Source organism: Rhizobium sp. BR 314 (assembly GCF_047445805.1).
GTDB classification, from domain to species: domain Bacteria; phylum Pseudomonadota; class Alphaproteobacteria; order Rhizobiales; family Rhizobiaceae; genus Rhizobium; species Rhizobium lusitanum_B.
In genome coordinates this window covers 16,406-33,058 of sequence record NZ_JARWLA010000028.1, presented here as the reverse complement: position 1 = coordinate 33,058, position 16,653 = coordinate 16,406, and the positions used below count along the sequence as shown (strand labels likewise).

Genomic DNA, 16,653 nt, shown 5'->3' with positions numbered 1-16,653 from the left:
CCTACAGCATCGACCCGAAAATCGGAATCGATTTCCGGAAAGCCTGGTGCGTAGATTCAAAGACTTAGAGCATCCTTTTTTGCTTCCAAGAGGAAGCGCGGCGCTCTAAGTCGCCTCCCGGCGTCCCATCAACCGCATGGGGATGCCGGAGGCAAGCGCTGAGGCATAACGCGCCTTCTGATAGTGACCGTTGAGCGAAAGCCTCGGCAAAAGGGTGAGGGCGTTGCCGCTTGCCTGATCGATCATTCCAGGCCGTGTCGTGACGCCGACGGAAAAACCGAGTTCCGCCGCAAGCCTGCCTTCACGCGGCGAGACCGCATCGTTCGTGCCGTAGGGATAGGCGATTGAGGTTGGACGCCTTCCCGCGATCTCCGCCACATAATCGGCCGATAGCGCCATCTCCGCGGCCGCCTCCGCCTCGGGCAGGCGTGCCAGAGCACGGTGGCTGACGGTATGCGCACCGAGCGAGGCGAGCGGATGACGCGCCAGGTCTCTCAGTTCTTCCCGATCCATGATTGAGGTACGGACGATGTCGAGCGGCTCCAAACCATTCCTTACGGCGAGTTCGTCGATACGCGCGACAGCCTCGCTCTCGTCGATGCCATGGACAAAGGCGGCAAAACGGGAAAAGGCCGCCTCCTTCTGGCTAGGCGCACCGAGTGGGACGAATTCCTGGCCAGAGCCGAAATCGAAGGTCAATCGATCCTGCCGTTCAAGCAGTTCGGCAAGCGTCTCCCACCACAGGCTATGGGTTCTTTCCGATAGGCCCTGCGCGACGAAAACCGTGAAGGGCGTATTGTGGCGGGCAAAGATCGGCAGGGCATATTCGAGATTGTCGCGGTTTCCGTCGTCAAGGGTGAGGGCGACGAAAGGCCGTTTGCCCTTTGCGTTCGCCGCCCGCTCCGGCACCGATTCAAGAGGCAGGAACTCGTAGCCGTCCCTCTTGAGACGCGTGATCGCAAGGTCGAGGAAATCGGGCGTGACTTCGAGATGCCCATTGGGTGCGAAGCGGCGGGGAAAGGCGGGGCGAACATGATGCAGGGTGAAGATGGTGCCGAGGCCGGCGCAATCCCGCAGCAGGCCCATGCCCTTAAGAATTGCGGCAACCTCAAGTCCGCCGGAGATCATCCCGCGCTTCAGATGAAGCTTGATGCCCTGTTCCATGCGGATCGATCCAGTTGCCGAATGCTAAGGCACTAGCCCATTCCCGTTAAACCTTACTGAATCTTTGCTATAATTTCCAATGCGTTAATAGTTATTTTACCAGGAAAGGCAAAATTGGAGAACTATGGAGGCTGTTGCCTCAATATCGCACTGATATCAGGTTTTCTGTCGCAAAATCATACAGAGATTGATGCGGTGTGTTGGCATTTTTTCGGTTGGGGACGAATATGAAAAGACTTTTGATGGCCTTGTCTGCGGCCGTCTTACTGGTGAGCACGCCCGTGGCAAGCTTCGCGGGCAGCGCCTATTTCATAATGGATGCCAAGACCGGCCAGGTGCTGGCATCGAGCAATGCCGACAACCTCAATCATCCGGCATCGCTGACGAAGATGATGACGTTGTACATGACCTTCGAGGCGATACATCGTGGTAAGTTCAACTGGAACACCAGGATACCCGTTTCGAGCGCGGCCGCTGCCAAGCCCCCCACCAAGCTCGGTCTGAAGCCGGGTGGCACCGTGACCGTGCGCGAAGCCGTCGACGGCATGATCATCAAGTCGGCCAACGATGCAGCCGCCGCCATGGCGGAAGCGCTCGGCGGTAGCGAAAGCGGCTTTGCCCGCCTGATGACGCAGAAGGCGCGCGAACTCGGTATGCGTCGCACCACCTTCCTGAATGCTTCGGGCCTTCCCAACATGCAGCAGTGGACGACGGCACGCGACATGTCGACGCTCGCCGTCGCGCTCATCAACAACTACCCCCAGGAATACCGGCTCTTCTCGCAGACAAGCTTCAACTATCGTGGCCGCGGCGTTCGCGGTCATAATAACCTGATGTACCGCTATGAAGGTATGGACGGCATCAAGACCGGCTATACCAATGCCTCTGGTTTCAACATTGTGAGCGCCGTGCGCCAGGGCAACCGCCGGGTAATCGGCGTCGTCATGGGCGGCGCCACGGCACGCGGTCGCGATGCGCTGATGGCCTCGCTGCTGGATCGCAATGTTCCGAAGGCAAGCTCGGTCGCGACATCGCGCCTGATGGCGAGCGTCGGCGGCGGCAAGATGGCGAAGCAGGTCGAGGTCGCCTCGGCATCGGACGACGCTGCAGCTGACGTCGACGCGCAGACGACCGCCACGACCACTGTCGCTGCAACGACGCGCAAGCGCGCGGAAGTTACTCCGCTCGCCTATGCAGCAGGCTCGAATGTGACCGTGCCGATGGACCGCCCGGTTGCGATGGACCAGATCCTCGTGGCCAGTAACAAGCCGGCAGCAAGCGGCGGCTGGCAGGTGCAGATCGCGGCAACACCAAGCGCGCAGGCCGCCAAGGACCTGCTGTCCGAAGCGAAATCCCGCGCCGGTAGCGCGCTTGCCAATGCATCGCCCTACACCGAGGCAGTCGGCAAGGGCGGCAACACGGTCTATCGCGCCCGCTTCGTTGGATTCGCCAGCCGCGACGACGCAAACTCGGCCTGCTCGGCTTTGAAGCGCAAGGATTTCGATTGCATGCTGCTGCCCAACAAGGGCTGAGCATCACAGCAATTTCGGGAAAAGTGCGCAGCGGTTTTCCGTCCGGAATTGCGTAACAACAAAGGGACAGAGCATTCTCGCGATTCGAAGAAAAGCGGAAAGGCTTTACGAACTGGAAATATGCGAGCCGGCGGGGCAAAACTCCGCCGGCTCGACTTTTTGGTCGGAATCGTTCATTTCTGCTTGGGAACATAAGAGGAACGATATCGATGCTGAAAGATCTGATGATGCAATTCGAGACGGCGTCAGCGACCTATGCTGCCGATCACAGCCTGGAGCGCGACGACGATTGGTTCGTCCTGAAGCTTCAGGAGGAGATGGGTGAATTGATCCAGATCTGGAACAGGGTTACGGGCCGGGGCCGGCGCAAAGGCATGACCGACACGGAAATGGCGACAGCTCTGGCTGACGAGACGGCCGACGTGCTCGGCCATGTCCTGCTGTTCGCGCATCGCAACGGCCTGGATCTGGCCGCTGCCGTCGAGCGCAAATGGCTCTTTCGCCCGCAGGAATAAGAGGGCAGGGGCTTTCTTAGGCCTTGGTGCCGCCAACCGTGATCTGGTCCATCCGCAGATGCGGCTGGCCGACGCCGACGGGAACCCACTGACCGGCCTTACCGCAATTGCCGATGCCGGTATCGAGCTTCATGTCATTGCCGATCATGGTGACGCGCTTCATCGCATCCGGGCCGTTGCCGATCAGCATGGCGCCCTTGATCGGCGCGCCGATCTTGCCGTTCTCGATGAGATAGGCCTCCGTGCAGCCGAAGACGAACTTGCCGGAGGTGATATCCACCTGGCCGCCGCCGAAGGAGACGGCATAAATGCCCTTCTTCACAGACGCGATGATTTCTTCCGGCGTCTTGTCGCCGCCGAGCATGTAGGTGTTGGTCATGCGCGGCATTGGGGTATGGGCGTAGCCCTGGCGCCGGCCGTTGCCGGTTGCCTTCATGCCCATCAGCCGGGCATTCTGCCGGTCCTGCATATAGCCGACCAGCTTGCCGTTCTCGATCAGTACATTGTAGGCCGAAGGCGTGCCCTCGTCGTCGATGGTGATGGAGCCGCGGCGGTTCTCTATCGTGCCGTCATCGACGACGGTAACGCCGGGTGCGGCTACCATCTGGCCCAACAGACCGGCGAAGGCCGAGGTTTTCTTGCGGTTGAAATCGCCTTCCAGCCCGTGCCCAACAGCCTCGTGCAGCATGACGCCCGGCCAACCGGAGCCAAGCACGACGTCCATCGTGCCGGCAGGCGCTTCGATCGCCTCGAGGTTGACGAGCGCCTGGCGCAGAGCCTCGTCCGCACCACGGCGCCAGTTGTCCTGGGTGACGAAATCGCCGAAGCCAACGCGGCCGCCGGTGCCGAAGGAGCCGGCTTCCTGGCGGTCGCCGTCGCCGGCGATGACGGAGATGTTGATTCGCGTCATCGGACGGATATCCCGCACACGGTGGCCGTCGGCGCGAAGGATATCGACCACCTGCCAGCTGGCTGCGATCGAAGCCGTCACCTGCCGCACCTTGTCGTCCTTGTCGCGCAGATAGCTGTCGATCTCCTGGAGAAGCTTTGCCTTTTCCTCGAAGGTCGGCGTGCCGATCGGATTTTCGTCGCCGTAGAGCACCTTGTTGGTGCGCTGAGGTGCGGCGGCATAGGAGCCGGCATAGCCTGAGGTGACGGCGCGCACGGCGTCGGCGGCACGCTTCAACGCAGCTTCCGAAAGATCACCAGCATGCGCATAGCCCACGGCTTCGCCGGCCACCGCACGGAGGCCGAAGCCCTGTTCGGTATTGAAGCTTCCACCCTTCATCCGGCCGTTGTCGAAGGTCAGCGATTCGGCCTGGGCGTGTTCGATAAAGAGCTCGCCGTCGTCGGCGCCCGAAAGTGCCTCGGCTACGATGCTCCGCAGCTTGGCTTCGTCGGCATCGAAAAGAGTAAGGAGATCGGTATTCATGGGTGCTGTGCTCCGTTCAACGCCGATGTAGGCTTCGCGCCGTGCAAGAGCAAGCCCATGTCGTCAGGGAAGGCTGTCGTAACCTTCCGCAAAGCCCTTCAGATCGACTGGGATGCCGATGCCTTCCTCGGGCGACTGGAAGACGATAAAGGTTGCGTTGGCGCCGCTGCGCAGCGTCTTCAGCAATTCGTCTTCGAGCACGACTTCGGCATAGCAGCCGTCAGCAAAGCAGCGCACGAAATAGGCGCGGCCAATATCCTTGCCGTCAATATTGAGGCCGAGGCCGTTCGGGAGGAGTACGCCGAGCGGGGCGAGAACGCGCAGGATCTTCGACTTTCGGTCGGCGGTCTTCAGGACGACGACGGAAAGGCCGATTTCCGGACGGTCCTCGGCGATCACGTTCTGCATCAGGGCGCATTGCTCTGTCGAAGCGCCCGCGGGCTTGTCGCAGACGACGGACCAGGCGCCGTGGCTGGAGCGCACCGTACCCGGCGGTTGCGGAACCTGGCTGGTGGGAACCTGCTGTGTATGAGGCTGCGGCTGGCCCTGCGGTTGAGGTTGTAGCTGCTGGGTCTGCTGCGCGGGCTGAGTCTGTTGCGCTTGTTGCGCCCATGCAGGTGCTGCGACCGCAGCGACGACGCTGCCGGTAACAAGCCAAAGCCGGGCGAGGGAACGAAAACCCATGGAAACCTCTAGATTCGAATCAGTGCCGCTATTGTTGAAGCCCATGCCAGCAAATGAAAAGCCCCGCGTGCTGGATTCCAATCGACTGCGGCGGAAATACGACGTCTACTCCATTTTGTCGGGGTGGCGCCATGGACCGCGATGCAATTTTTCGTATGATGATGAAATGCTTGCCTTGTTCGGCCGGCGAGGGGATTGGATTCGCGCAAAAATGCCGCACTAACAAATGTCGTGAGTTGTTGCGGAGCACCCCAAACTGTGGTTTGAAGCGCAATGGATTGTAGGGATACTGCGTTTGAGGAAGATCTGGGATCAAACGCTGGAGGGAGAGACATCGTGATTAAGAGAGCTTACGCGGCTCTGGCGGCTATGATCTGTCTGCTTTTTGCGACAGGTAGCTACGCCGATCAGCCGAAACCTTGGGAAACCGGTATGCAGGAAGCGGCAACCGGCATCATGCATCAAATCCGCTGGTTTGAGGCATACACGCTTTGGTTTATCATTCCGATCACGCTGCTGGTTCTCGTCCTCCTGGTGGTGGTCATGGTAAAGTTCCGGGCTTCCAGGAACCCGGTTCCGTCCAAGACGAGCCACAACACGCTGATTGAAGTGATCTGGACCATCGGTCCCGTCCTCGTCCTGCTGTTTCTGGCAATTCCCTCCTTCAATCTTCTCACCGACCAGCTGACTTTTCCGCAGCAGACCGACGTGACCGTCAAGGCGACGGCGACGCAGTGGCAGTGGAATTACGAATATGAAAACGCCGGCACGACGCCGGTCGCTTTCGATTCCTTCATGCTGAAAGAGCCGGATCGCACGGCGGCCGGCAAGGAAGATAAGTCGAAATATCCCCGGCTGCTGGCTGTGGATAACGAAATGGTGGTGCCTGTCGGCAAGAACGTCCGCGTTCTCGTCACCGCTGCTCCGGCTGACGTCATTCACTCCTTCGCCGTTCCGTCCTTCGGCGTCAGAATCGACGCTATCCCGGGTCGCCTGAACGAGACTTGGTTCAAGGCCGATCGCGAAGGTCTGTTTTACGGTCAGTGTTCCGAGCTTTGCGGCAAGGATCACTCCTTCATGCCGATCGCAATTCGTGTCGTCTCCGACGATCAGTACAAGCAATGGCTTGCTGCCGCTGCAACCGATCTGGGTAAGGCGAATAAGGCTCTGATGGCCGCTGTCGACCAACCGACGACCGTCAAGGTCGCCGAAAACACGGCCAAGTAAGAGGGGTAGGAACAATGGCTGGATCAAAGGCACACGACGATCACTCGCACAGTCTGCAAGACGCACATGCGCATGATGATCATCACGCCCACAAGCAGACCTTCGCAGAGCGTTGGCTGTTTTCGACGAATCACAAGGACATCGGCACGCTCTATCTGATCTTCGCGATCTTCGCGGGCGTGATCGGCTTCCTCCTCTCCGTTGCCATCCGCATGGAATTGCAGGAGCCCGGCATTCAGATCTTCAGCGGTCTGGCGTCGATGGTTTACGGTTATTCCGGCGATGCCGCCATCGATGGCGGCAAGCAGATGTACAACGTCTTCGTCACCGCTCACGCCCTGATCATGATCTTCTTCATGGTCATGCCGGCGATGATTGGCGGCTTTGCCAACTGGATGGTGCCGATCATGATCGGCGCGCCGGACATGGCTTTCCCGCGCCTCAACAACATCTCCTTCTGGCTGCTCGTTCCGGCCTTCCTGCTGCTTATCCTCTCGATGTTTGTCGAAGGCCCGGCAGGTGCGTACGGTGCAGGCGGCGGCTGGACGATGTATGTGCCCTTGTCGGGAACCGTCGGCCATCCTGGCCCGGCGATCGATCTGGTCATCTTCGCGCTGCATATCGCCGGTGCATCCTCGATCCTCGGTGCGATCAACTTCATCACCACGATCCTGAACATGCGCGCTCCGGGCATGACGCTGCACAAGATGCCGCTGTTTGCCTGGTCGGTTTTGATCACCGCATTCCTGCTGCTGCTGTCGCTGCCGGTTCTGGCAGGCGCCATCACGATGATTCTGACGGACCGCAACTTCGGCACGACCTTCTTCGCGCCTGAAGGCGGCGGCGACCCGCTGCTCTACCAGCACCTGTTCTGGTTCTTCGGCCATCCGGAAGTCTACATTCTGATCCTGCCCGGCTTCGGCATGATTAGCCACATCATCTCCACCTTCTCGCGCAAGCCGATCTTCGGCTACCTCGGCATGGCCTACGCCATGGTCGCGATCGGTGCTGTCGGCTTCGTCGTCTGGGCTCATCACATGTACGTGACGGGCCTCTCGCTCGACACGCAGCGCTACTTCGTCTTCGCGACGATGGTTATCGCCGTCCCGACGGGCGTGAAGATCTTCTCTTGGATCGCGACGATGTGGGGCGGTTCCATCGAGTTCCGCACGCCGATGATCTGGGCACTCGGCTTCATCTTCCTGTTCACGCTCGGCGGCGTCACTGGCGTTCAGCTCGCCAATGCCGGCCTCGACCGTGAATTGCATGCGACATACTTCGTCGTGGCGCACTTCCACTACGTCCTGTCGCTCGGCGCCGTCTTCGCGATTTTCGCCGCCTGGTACTACTGGTTCCCGAAGATGACCGGCTACATGTACAATGAGCGCATCGGCAACTGGCACTTCTGGATCACGTTCATCGGCGTGAACATGGTGTTCTTTCCGCAGCATTTCCTGGGTCGTTCGGGCATGCCGCGCCGCTATATCGACTATCCGGATGCCTATGCTGGCTGGAACTTCGTGTCCTCCATCGGCTCCTATGTCGCAGCCGTAGGCCTTTGCTTCTTCTTCTGGGGCGTTATAGATGCCTTCGCAAAGAAGCGCGTTGCCGGTAACAATCCCTGGGGTGAGGGCGCTACCACGCTCGAGTGGCAGCTTTCGTCGCCGCCGCCGCACCACCAGTGGGAAGAGCTGCCGCGCATCAAGTAGTCTATTTCCGGACGCCGTGATAAACGGCGTCCGGTTCAACTGAGCAATTGGAAAAAGAATGACGGTCATCGACAATCACGAAGCACTTGCGAAGCAAGCCGAAAGCGGCCTGTCGGAGGCAAGTGCGCGCGATTATTTCGAGCTTCTGAAGCCGCGCGTGATGTCGCTGGTCGTCTTCACTGCTTTCACGGGCCTGGTGGTGGCTCCCGGCCACATCAACCCGGTTCTCGGTTTCATCGCCATCCTCTGCATCGCCGTTGGCGCCGGCGCGTCCGGCGCACTGAACATGTGGTATGACGCCGATATCGATGCTGTCATGAGCCGCACGGCACGCCGGCCGATCCCTTCGGGTCGCGTCAGCCCGTCCGAAGCTCTGGCGTTCGGTCTGGTGCTGTCGGGCTTCTCGGTGACGATCCTGGGGCTGGCTGTGAACTGGCTGTCCGCCGGTATCCTTGCCTTCACCATTTTCTTCTATGCCGTCATCTACACGATGTGGCTGAAGCGCTGGACGTCGCAGAATATCGTCATCGGCGGCGCGGCAGGCGCTTTCCCGCCCGTCATCGGCTGGGCTTGCGTGACGGGTAGCGTGCCGATGGAGAGCATCGTGCTCTTCCTCATCATCTTCCTCTGGACCCCGGCGCATTTCTGGGCGCTGGCCCTATTCAAGATGCGTGACTACGAGGCCGTCGGCGTGCCGATGCTGCCGAACGTCGCCGGCATTCCCGCGACGAAGAACCAAATCGTCGTCTATGCCGTGCTGACCGCCATCATCGGTGTCATTCCCGCCTTCATGGGCTTTGCAAGTGTCGGCTATGGCATCGTCGCAGCAATTCTCGGCGTGATCTTCATTCACTGTTCCATCGCCGTCTGGCGCATGGCCGATGGCGACGAAAAGATGGTGCCGGCGAAGAAGCTGTTCGGCTTTTCCATTTTCTATCTTTTTGCGATCTTTTCTGCGCTGCTGATCGACCGGTTAGTTGCCGTGCTGATGTCCGGAGGCTGGTTATGATCGAGCTTGTCAAGCTGACGGAAGCGCAGAAGAAGTCGCGGCGCGGGCGCAATATAGCACTCGGCCTGGTATTGGCTGGCCTGGTGATCCTGTTCTACGCGATCACTATCATCAAGGTCGGTTCCGGACACGTTTGAGGAGGCGTGATGGAGGAGGGGGCAAAGAAAAGCACTGAAGCGGGCGGCCGTAACAACGGGCTGGTCGTTGCCATGTGCCTGAGCTTCGTCATCGGCATGAGCGCCATGTGCGCTGCAGCCGTGCCGCTCTATCGTATGTTCTGCCAGGTAACGGGCTATAACGGCACCACCCAGCGCACGGAACAGGTATCAAACGTCATTCTCGACAGGCGGATTCAGGTCTCGTTCGACGCCAATGTCGCGCCCGGTTTGCCGTGGGATTTCAAGCCGGTGCAGAAATCGGTGAACCCGAAGATCGGCGAGACGATCGAAGTCAAGTTCGTGATCGAGAACAAGTCCGACAAGCCGGAACGCGGTCAGGCGATCTTCAATGTTTCGCCGCTGGAAGCAGGCGTCTATTTCAACAAGGTCCAGTGCTTCTGCTTCAACGAGACGGATCTGGCGCCCGGGGAAAAGCGCGAAATGCCTGTCGTCTTCTACGTTGACCCTGAGATCGCCACGGCGGTGGAAACCAAGACGATCAATGCGCTGACATTGTCCTACACCTATTATCCACGGGAAGGCGCAAAGCCCGTGGCATCCAACGACGCCGCAGTGCGGCCGGTGGAAAAAAAGCTTTGATGGAGAGTGCTTTTCGGTTCGACCGGAAGCAATATGGGAAAAAGTTATTCGGGGATTGCTGATATGGCCGAAGCGCATCAGAAAAAACACGACTATCACATTATCGATCCCAGCCCGTGGCCGATCGTTGCGGCCCTTGGTGCCTTCGTGATCACCTTCGGTGGTGTCGGCTTTATGCGCTACCTCAATGGCGGCGCGCTGCATCTGTTCGGGCTGAACTTCGCGCAGCCCTGGCTGTTCTTCATCGGCCTGGCGCTGATCCTCTATGTCATGTACGGCTGGTGGGCCGATACGATCAAGGAGGCGCATGAGGGCGCGCATACCCGCGTCGTGTCCCTGCATCTGCGCTACGGCATGATCATGTTCATCGCCTCCGAGGTGATGTTCTTCGTTGCCTGGTTCTGGGCCTATTTCGATGTCAGCCTCTTCCCGAATGAGGCGATCCAGGCGTCGCGCACGGCCTTCCTTGGTGGTCAGTTCCCGCCGAAGGGCGTCGAGGTGCTCGACCCGTGGCACCTGCCGATCTACAACACCATCATCCTGCTGCTGTCGGGCACCACGGTGACTTGGGCACACCATGCGCTGCTGCATGGCGACCGCAAGGGACTGATCCAGGGTCTGGCGCTCACCGTACTGCTCGGTGCGCTGTTCTCCTGTGTGCAGGCCTATGAGTACGCGCACGCTCCCTTCGCGTTCAAGAACTCGATCTACGGCGCGACCTTCTTCATGGCGACCGGCTTCCACGGCTTCCACGTCTTGATCGGTACGATCTTCCTGCTGGTCTGCCTCGTGCGCGCCATCAGGGGTGATTTCACCCCGAAGCAGCACTTCGGCTTCGAAGCGGCTGCCTGGTACTGGCACTTCGTCGACGTCGTCTGGCTGTTCCTGTTCTTCTGCATCTATATCTGGGGCAGCTGGGGCGCGCCTTTGGCGGCCGGTTAAAGCCGGCTGAATTTCAGCCAAGACTGTGAAATCCTGTCGCCGCAAAAGTCATCTCGATCCGAGGCTTTTGCGGCGGCATTGTTTTGACGGGAAGCCATGAGATCTTCACTGCTTCCCCCCGGTTATCGGATTCCCCTTGTTCATGGAGGTTTGCTCCCTTGTCCATTTGGATCTGCAAGGCATGCGGCGCTCATTTCGCACCGAGCGACGACTACCTTCCCACTGCGTCATCTACGAGGATGAGCGGCAGTATGTTCCCGAAAGCGGCCAGCAGTGGCTCGCACGCGAAGCCCTCGTCGCGACCCACGCGAATGAGTGGGACGAGCTGGAGCCGAACCTGACCGGCATCAGCGTTGCACCGGCAATCGGCATCGGGCAAAGGGCACTTCTCCTGCAATCTGCGCATGGGAATGTTCTTTGGGACTGCACGGCCATGCTCGATGAGAAAACACGGGCTCGCATTCAGGAACTTTGGTGGCCTCAAGGCCATCTGCCTGTCTCATCCGCATTTCTATACGGGCATGGTGGAATGGAGCGAGGCGTTGGGTGGCGTACCGATCCTGCTGCACGAGGCCGATCTTGCCTATATCCAGCGGCCAAGCCCATTGATCGAGCCATGGCAGGGTGATCGCCGCGAGGTGCTGCCCGGCATTGCCCTCCATCGGCTCGGCGGACATTTCGACGGGAGCAGCGTTCTGGAGTGGCGGGCCGGCGCAGACGGAAGGGGTGTCCTTCTCGTCGGCGATACCATCCATGTGGCGGCTGACAGACGCTGGGTCTCCTTCATGCATTCGTTTCCGAACGTGATCCCTTTGCCGGCGCGCGAAGTCAGGCGCATCGGAGATCGCGCTGCGGCTTTCCGTTTCGATCGCATCTACTGCCCCTGGAGGGAAAAGTTCATACCGATGGGCGCGAAGGAAAGCGTCGCCCGTTCGGCCGAGCGCTATATCCGCCTGCTCGAATCCTAGCCACCGGTCGCCAAAGCCCCTTGTCAGCCGGCGGTGGCAAGTCGCTCAAACGCCGATGGGTGCGGAGCGCCCAATGCAAGCATCTGCTGGATCTGCTTGGCGCATTCCTGCGGGCTCCTTGCTGTGGTGTCGACTTCCAGGTCGTATATGCCGGGCTTGTGCACATGCTTCTGCCAGGCGATGACAGGCGCCGGGATAGGCGCGCCGGCCTGAACCGCAACGTAGGTGCCTTGTCTTTCAGACCCTTCCGCCATGCGACGCTGCATCACCACGTCGAGCGAACAGCGCACCCCGACGAACAAAACGGGCAACCCAGCAAGTTGCCGTGCACAATCGCCAAGGATGCCGAGCTGACGCGAATGGGCGTCGTGATGCCCGAACTCGGCGACGACATCGAAGCCGGCGCGACTATGGACGGCGATCGATTCATAGAGTGCGGCATAAAAGCGCGGAACAAGCGGCTCGAGGTCGGGTCGTTCGCCGCCGGGGCGCAGGCCGATGCCCGGGCGATAGCGCTCGGGCGTCACGTGTCGCACATAGACGTCAACGCCGAGATTGACCCACACGCCGTCAAATCCGGCTTGTATGGCTTCGACAATACTCGATTTTCCGGATCTCGGCGCACCGTTAAGGATGATGATGCGACCCGCGGGGATGCCGTTGTTGTGTTCCAAGGGATGGATCCTTCTATGGTGTCTCGGCCCGGATGCGGCAACATAAGAGCTTTTCGATTGGACGAATGGGCGCATCGCGGCTATTGATTTTGACGGGGGCGAGATCAGAATACTTGCCCGTAATGGCAGGCTGATCGAGACGGAACTTTGAGCTCAGAGCAAGATAAAAACCCCACTGGTGCACCGCATGACGATGGTGCTCTCTTCGCACCCGTCGACCCGTTCAAGGTCGGTATCCAGGGATGCTGTCCGCGCTGCGGCCACGGCAAGCTCTTCAATGGGCTGCTGTCGATCAAGCCGCGCTGCTCCGCCTGCGATCTCGATTATGCCTTCGCCGATGCGGGCGATGGTCCGGCCGTATTCGTCATCCTGATCGTCGGCTTCATCATCATCGGCCTGGTCCTTTGGATGCAGGTCAATTACGCGCCGCCGATCTGGGTCTACATAGTGCTGTTCGCGCCGTTGACCATTATCCTGTCGCTGCTTTCGCTGCGCTGGTGCAAGGGCATTCTGATCGCGCTGCAGTATCGCAATAATGCCAGCGAGGGACGCATCAGTGGTGAGTGAGGCCGCCGTGCCGGCTCGCCGCCCCAATCTTTTGTGGCAGATCGGCAAGGCGGTGTTCCTGCTTATCGTGCTCGTCATTCTGCTGGGGCTCGGCACCTGGCAGGTCGAGCGGCTGCAATGGAAGGAAGGCCTGCTTGCGGATATTGCTGCCCGCAAGGATGCGCCGGCCGTGCCGTTATCGGCAATCGAGGCGATGGCAGCTTCGGGCGGTGATATCGAATATCGCGTGGCCACAGCCAAAGGTCACTATCTCAACAACAAGGAACGGCACTTCCTTGCCACCTATGGCGACGAGCCCGGCTTTTACATCTATACGCCGCTGCAGCTTGAGGATGGCCGCTATCTCTTCGTCAACAGAGGCTTCGTGCCCTCCGCGGCCAAAGAGCCGGAGATGCGCAAGCAGGGACTGCTGACGGGTGATCAGACCGTTACCGGTCTCGCCCGCGCCAAGCTCGCAAGCCGGCCCGATGGCATGCCGGAAAATGATCTCGCCAAAAATTTCTTTTTCTGGAAAGATCTGGATGCCATGGCCTCCAGCGTCGGGTTGCCTAAGGATAAGGTGCTGCCCTTCTTCATCGATGCTGACAAGACACCCAACCCCGCAGGCTTGCCGGTGGGCGGCGTCACCATCATCGATCTGCCCAACAACCACCTGCAATATGCGGTGACTTGGTATGGGTTGGCGGTGACGCTGGTTGCCATCGTCACCATTTCCTGGTGGCGCAAGCGCCATCCGGATGCACCCTCACAATAGGGCCATGCAATAGAATAGCTTCATTTCGATGAAATATTCGGCTAGAGCATGATCCGAAAAGTGCGCAGCGGTTTTTGGATAAATCATGCGGAACTGAATAGATGGAACATCACGGCGCTTCGAAGAAGAGCTGCGATATTCTGGAGCAGGCGGCAGGGCGCACCTATCTAAGCGCAAGCCTTCGTCCCGCATTTCGGAAGAGATATGAATATAGCCGTTTCCAAACCTGACCTGACTATCCGGCTCTGCGGGCCGCGCGGCTTCTGCGCCGGTGTCGATCGCGCCATCCAGATCGTCGTGCTGGCGCTGAAGGCCTATGGCGCGCCGGTCTATGTCCGCCACGAGATCGTGCACAATCGCTATGTCGTCGAGGGTCTGGAAGCCAAGGGCGCCATCTTCGTCGAGGAGCTGGACGAGATCCCGGCCGAGCATCGCGCCCAACCCGTCGTCTTTTCCGCTCATGGCGTGCCGAAATCCGTGCCGGCCGATGCCGATGCCCGCAATCTCTTCTATCTCGATGCGACGTGTCCGCTGGTCTCCAAGGTGCACAAGCAGGCGATGCGCCACAACCGTCTTGGCCGCCATGTCGTTCTGATCGGCCATGCCGGGCACCCGGAGGTGATCGGCACGATGGGCCAGCTTCCCGAAGGTGCGGTATCGCTGATCGAGACTGTTGAGGATGCAGATGCCTATGAGCCAGCTGATCCCGACAATCTCGGCTTCGTCACGCAGACGACGCTTTCGGTCGACGATACCGCCGGTGTCATCGCCCGCTTGCAGCAGCGCTTTCCCAACCTCACGGCGCCGGCCGCCGATTCGATCTGCTATGCCACCACCAACCGACAGGAAGTGGTGAAGGAAGCGGCTCCGGGCTGCGATCTCTTCATCGTCGTCGGCGCGCCGAATTCCTCGAACTCCAAGCGTCTCGTCGAAGTGGCGCTGCGGGCAGGGGCGACGAAATCGGTGCTTGTCCAGCGCGCTTCGGAAATCGACTGGGACAATATCGGCGATATCAAAACCGTTGGCCTCTCGGCTGGTGCATCTGCGCCAGAAGTCATCGTCAACGAGATCATCGAAGCTTTCCGCGCCCGCTATAATGCTGTGGTGGAACTCGCGGAAACTGTGAAGGAAACCGAAAATTTCCTCGTCAATCGCGAGCTGCGCAGTATAGAGCTGACGACCTCAGATATGGCCTTTGTCAACGGCGAATAGCCGTCGAAAGGCGCTCAAGTTCAGGACTGTTTCGTGGCCGTTTATACCGATATTACCGAAGACGATTTGAAGTGGTTCCTGACGGAGTACGAGGTCGGCGAGTTGCTCTCCTACAAGGGCATTGCCGAAGGCGTCGAGAATTCGAACTTCCTGCTGCATACGAGCCGCGATCCGTTGATCCTGACGCTCTATGAAAAGCGCGTCGACAAGGGCGACCTGCCGTTTTTCCTGGGGCTGATGCAGCATCTGGCAAGTCGTGGCCTGTCCTGCCCACTGCCTTTGCCGCGCCGCGACGGCGCGTTGCTCGGCCATCTCTCGGACCGTCCTGCCGCGCTGATCTCCTTCCTCGAAGGCATGTGGCTGCGCAAGCCTGAGGTGCATCATTGCCGCGAAGTCGGCAAGGCGCTCGCCGCCATGCATATCGCCGGCGAGGGTTTTGAAATTCGCCGCCCGAACGCGCTGTCCGTCGACGGTTGGCGGCCGCTTTGGGAAAAGTCCGAGGCGCGCGCAGATGAAGTCGAAGCCGGCCTGCAGGATGAAATTCGCGGCGAACTCGATTTTCTCGGGCAGCATTGGCCGAAGGGCCTGCCCGAAGGCATCATCCATGCCGATCTTTTCCCGGACAATGTTTTCTTCCTAGGCGACAAGCTCTCCGGTCTGATCGATTTCTACTTCGCCTGCAACGATCTGCTCGCCTATGATGTCTCGATTTGCCTGAACGCCTGGTGCTTCGAGAAGGATCACGCCTACAACATCACCAAGGGCAAGGCGCTGCTGGAGGGTTATCAGAGCGTGCGGCCGATGAGTGCGGCCGAGATTGCCGCCTTGCCGACGCTCGCCCGCGGCTCGGCGCTGCGCTTCTTCCTGACCCGGCTCTACGACTGGCTGACGACGCCGGCCGGGGCTCTGGTCACCAAGAAGGACCCGATCGAATATCTGCGCAAGCTGCGCTTCCATCGCCAGATCGCTTCTGCCGTTGAATACGGGCTAGAGGCATGAAGCACATTGATATTTTCACCGACGGCGCCTGCTCGGGCAATCCCGGTCCTGGCGGATGGGGTGCCGTTCTTCGCTATGGCGAGGTAGAGAAGGAATTGTCGGGCGGTGAAGCCGACACCACCAACAACCGCATGGAGCTGATGGCGGCGATTTCGGCCCTGGGCGCCTTGAAGAGCCCTTGCGAGGTCGATCTCTATACCGATAGCGTCTACGTCAAGGACGGCATCACCAAATGGATCTTCGGCTGGAAGAAAAACGGCTGGAAGACCGCGGACAAGAAGCCGGTAAAGAATGCCGAGCTGTGGCAGGCGCTCGATGAAGCCTACAACCGCCACAAGGTGACGCTGCACTGGGTCAAGGGCCATGCCGGCCACCCGGAAAATGAGCGGGCTGACGAGTTGGCGCGCAAGGGCATGGAGCCTTTCAAGAAGAAGTAGGTCTTGTATCGTCCTTCCCGTTGGCGGGATAGGCAGACGAGCCTGGATCGCCAGATAATAGGGGATGCAG

Annotated in this window: 18 protein-coding genes; 14 read left to right on the top strand and 4 right to left on the bottom strand. The window is 59.8% G+C overall.

The window, feature by feature from the left end; genetic code table 11:
- Window positions 1-105: 105 nt before the first annotated feature.
- Window positions 106-1,164: a polysaccharide deacetylase family protein gene (locus QD461_RS26585; RefSeq protein WP_414090340.1), complete on the bottom strand. Its 1,059-nt coding sequence runs from the start codon at window positions 1,162-1,164 to the stop codon at window positions 106-108.
- Between the two features lie 227 nt (window positions 1,165-1,391).
- Between QD461_RS26585 and QD461_RS26580 the strand changes: the two genes are divergently transcribed.
- Both QD461_RS26580 and QD461_RS26575 read left to right on the top strand, forming a co-directional pair.
- On the top strand, window positions 1,392-2,696 hold the full coding sequence (locus QD461_RS26580) for a serine hydrolase (RefSeq protein WP_414090339.1): 1,305 nt from the start codon (window positions 1,392-1,394) through the stop codon (window positions 2,694-2,696).
- Between the two features lie 209 nt (window positions 2,697-2,905).
- Window positions 2,906-3,211: a pyrophosphatase gene (locus tag QD461_RS26575; RefSeq protein WP_184700956.1), complete on the top strand. Its 306-nt coding sequence runs from the start codon at window positions 2,906-2,908 to the stop codon at window positions 3,209-3,211.
- A 16-nt stretch (window positions 3,212-3,227) separates the two neighbouring features.
- Here QD461_RS26575 and tldD read toward each other — a convergent pair whose 3' ends face one another.
- Complete coding sequence (gene tldD, locus QD461_RS26570) at window positions 3,228-4,643, bottom strand: metalloprotease TldD (RefSeq protein WP_414090338.1); 1,416 nt, start codon at window positions 4,641-4,643, stop codon at window positions 3,228-3,230.
- 63 nt (window positions 4,644-4,706) lie between these two features.
- Window positions 4,707-5,327 carry an invasion associated locus B family protein gene (locus tag QD461_RS26565; protein ID WP_414090337.1) on the bottom strand — a complete coding sequence of 207 codons (621 nt, stop codon included), beginning with the start codon at window positions 5,325-5,327 and terminating at the stop codon, window positions 4,707-4,709.
- Window positions 5,328-5,663: 336 nt separating this feature from the next.
- Here QD461_RS26565 and coxB point away from each other — a divergent pair, with 336 nt between their 5' ends.
- The 7 genes from coxB (at window position 5,664) to QD461_RS26530 (ending at window position 11,940) form a co-directional block, all read left to right on the top strand.
- Complete coding sequence (gene coxB / locus QD461_RS26560; RefSeq protein WP_414090336.1) at window positions 5,664-6,554, top strand: cytochrome c oxidase subunit II; 891 nt, start codon at window positions 5,664-5,666, stop codon at window positions 6,552-6,554.
- 14 nt (window positions 6,555-6,568) lie between these two features.
- The gene (ctaD, locus tag QD461_RS26555; RefSeq protein WP_414090335.1) at window positions 6,569-8,263 is read left to right on the top strand and encodes a cytochrome c oxidase subunit I; all 1,695 of its coding nucleotides are present in this window, start codon (window positions 6,569-6,571) and stop codon (window positions 8,261-8,263) included.
- 58 nt (window positions 8,264-8,321) lie between these two features.
- Complete coding sequence (locus QD461_RS26550) at window positions 8,322-9,272, top strand: heme o synthase (RefSeq protein ID WP_414090334.1); 951 nt, start codon at window positions 8,322-8,324, stop codon at window positions 9,270-9,272.
- Complete coding sequence (locus tag QD461_RS26545; protein ID WP_037149692.1) at window positions 9,269-9,409, top strand: hypothetical protein; 141 nt, start codon at window positions 9,269-9,271, stop codon at window positions 9,407-9,409. Before QD461_RS26550 ends, QD461_RS26545 begins: the two co-directional genes overlap by 4 nt.
- Window positions 9,410-9,418: 9 nt before the next feature.
- Entirely contained in the window at window positions 9,419-10,030 is a 612-nt protein-coding gene (locus QD461_RS26540; RefSeq protein ID WP_184700966.1) for a cytochrome c oxidase assembly protein, read from the top strand.
- Window positions 10,031-10,093: 63 nt separating this feature from the next.
- A complete protein-coding gene (locus QD461_RS26535; protein ID WP_414090333.1) occupies window positions 10,094-10,972 on the top strand; it encodes a cytochrome c oxidase subunit 3 in 879 nt (292 codons plus the stop codon).
- A 440-nt stretch (window positions 10,973-11,412) separates the two neighbouring features.
- Entirely contained in the window at window positions 11,413-11,940 is a 528-nt protein-coding gene (locus QD461_RS26530; protein ID WP_414090332.1) for a hypothetical protein, read from the top strand.
- A 23-nt stretch (window positions 11,941-11,963) separates the two neighbouring features.
- On the opposite strand, the gene QD461_RS26525 is transcribed toward QD461_RS26530, so the two are convergent.
- Complete coding sequence (locus QD461_RS26525) at window positions 11,964-12,614, bottom strand: chloramphenicol phosphotransferase CPT family protein (RefSeq protein WP_414090331.1); 651 nt, start codon at window positions 12,612-12,614, stop codon at window positions 11,964-11,966.
- 147 nt (window positions 12,615-12,761) lie between these two features.
- Here QD461_RS26525 and QD461_RS26520 point away from each other — a divergent pair, with 147 nt between their 5' ends.
- The 5 genes from QD461_RS26520 (at window position 12,762) to rnhA (ending at window position 16,583) form a co-directional block, all read left to right on the top strand.
- Entirely contained in the window at window positions 12,762-13,181 is a 420-nt protein-coding gene (locus QD461_RS26520) for a DUF983 domain-containing protein (protein ID WP_414090330.1), read from the top strand.
- The gene (locus QD461_RS26515) at window positions 13,150-13,935 is read left to right on the top strand and encodes an SURF1 family protein (protein WP_414090329.1); all 786 of its coding nucleotides are present in this window, start codon (window positions 13,150-13,152) and stop codon (window positions 13,933-13,935) included. The genes QD461_RS26520 and QD461_RS26515 overlap by 32 nt, the downstream gene beginning before the upstream one ends.
- A gap of 204 nt (window positions 13,936-14,139) precedes the next feature.
- Complete coding sequence (gene ispH, locus QD461_RS26510; protein ID WP_414090328.1) at window positions 14,140-15,147, top strand: 4-hydroxy-3-methylbut-2-enyl diphosphate reductase; 1,008 nt, start codon at window positions 14,140-14,142, stop codon at window positions 15,145-15,147.
- Between the two features lie 33 nt (window positions 15,148-15,180).
- Window positions 15,181-16,146: a homoserine kinase gene (locus tag QD461_RS26505; RefSeq protein WP_414090327.1), complete on the top strand. Its 966-nt coding sequence runs from the start codon at window positions 15,181-15,183 to the stop codon at window positions 16,144-16,146.
- The gene (rnhA, locus tag QD461_RS26500) at window positions 16,143-16,583 is read left to right on the top strand and encodes a ribonuclease HI (protein WP_184700982.1); all 441 of its coding nucleotides are present in this window, start codon (window positions 16,143-16,145) and stop codon (window positions 16,581-16,583) included. Before QD461_RS26505 ends, rnhA begins: the two co-directional genes overlap by 4 nt.
- The last annotated feature ends 70 nt before the right edge of the window (window positions 16,584-16,653 follow it).

Bases quoted from the DNA above. Each gene is read 5' to 3' on its own strand.
- QD461_RS26550 (WP_414090334.1), top strand. From the start codon at position 8,322: ATGACGGTCATCGACAATCACGAAGCACTTGCGAAGCAAGCCGAAAGC.
- QD461_RS26545 (WP_037149692.1), top strand. From the start codon at position 9,269: ATGATCGAGCTTGTCAAGCTGACGGAAGCGCAGAAGAAGTCGCGGCGC.
- QD461_RS26530 (WP_414090332.1), top strand. From the start codon at position 11,413: ATGAGAAAACACGGGCTCGCATTCAGGAACTTTGGTGGCCTCAAGGCC.
- ispH (WP_414090328.1), top strand. From the start codon at position 14,140: ATGAATATAGCCGTTTCCAAACCTGACCTGACTATCCGGCTCTGCGGG.
- QD461_RS26580 (WP_414090339.1), top strand. From the start codon at position 1,392: ATGAAAAGACTTTTGATGGCCTTGTCTGCGGCCGTCTTACTGGTGAGC.
- rnhA (WP_184700982.1), top strand. From the start codon at position 16,143: ATGAAGCACATTGATATTTTCACCGACGGCGCCTGCTCGGGCAATCCC.
- QD461_RS26540 (WP_184700966.1), top strand. From the start codon at position 9,419: ATGGAGGAGGGGGCAAAGAAAAGCACTGAAGCGGGCGGCCGTAACAAC.
- QD461_RS26585 (WP_414090340.1), bottom strand. From the start codon at position 1,164: ATGGAACAGGGCATCAAGCTTCATCTGAAGCGCGGGATGATCTCCGGC.
- QD461_RS26575 (WP_184700956.1), top strand. From the start codon at position 2,906: ATGCTGAAAGATCTGATGATGCAATTCGAGACGGCGTCAGCGACCTAT.
- tldD (WP_414090338.1), bottom strand. From the start codon at position 4,643: ATGAATACCGATCTCCTTACTCTTTTCGATGCCGACGAAGCCAAGCTG.
- QD461_RS26535 (WP_414090333.1), top strand. From the start codon at position 10,094: ATGGCCGAAGCGCATCAGAAAAAACACGACTATCACATTATCGATCCC.
- QD461_RS26565 (WP_414090337.1), bottom strand. From the start codon at position 5,327: ATGGGTTTTCGTTCCCTCGCCCGGCTTTGGCTTGTTACCGGCAGCGTC.
- ctaD (WP_414090335.1), top strand. From the start codon at position 6,569: ATGGCTGGATCAAAGGCACACGACGATCACTCGCACAGTCTGCAAGAC.
- QD461_RS26515 (WP_414090329.1), top strand. From the start codon at position 13,150: ATGCCAGCGAGGGACGCATCAGTGGTGAGTGAGGCCGCCGTGCCGGCT.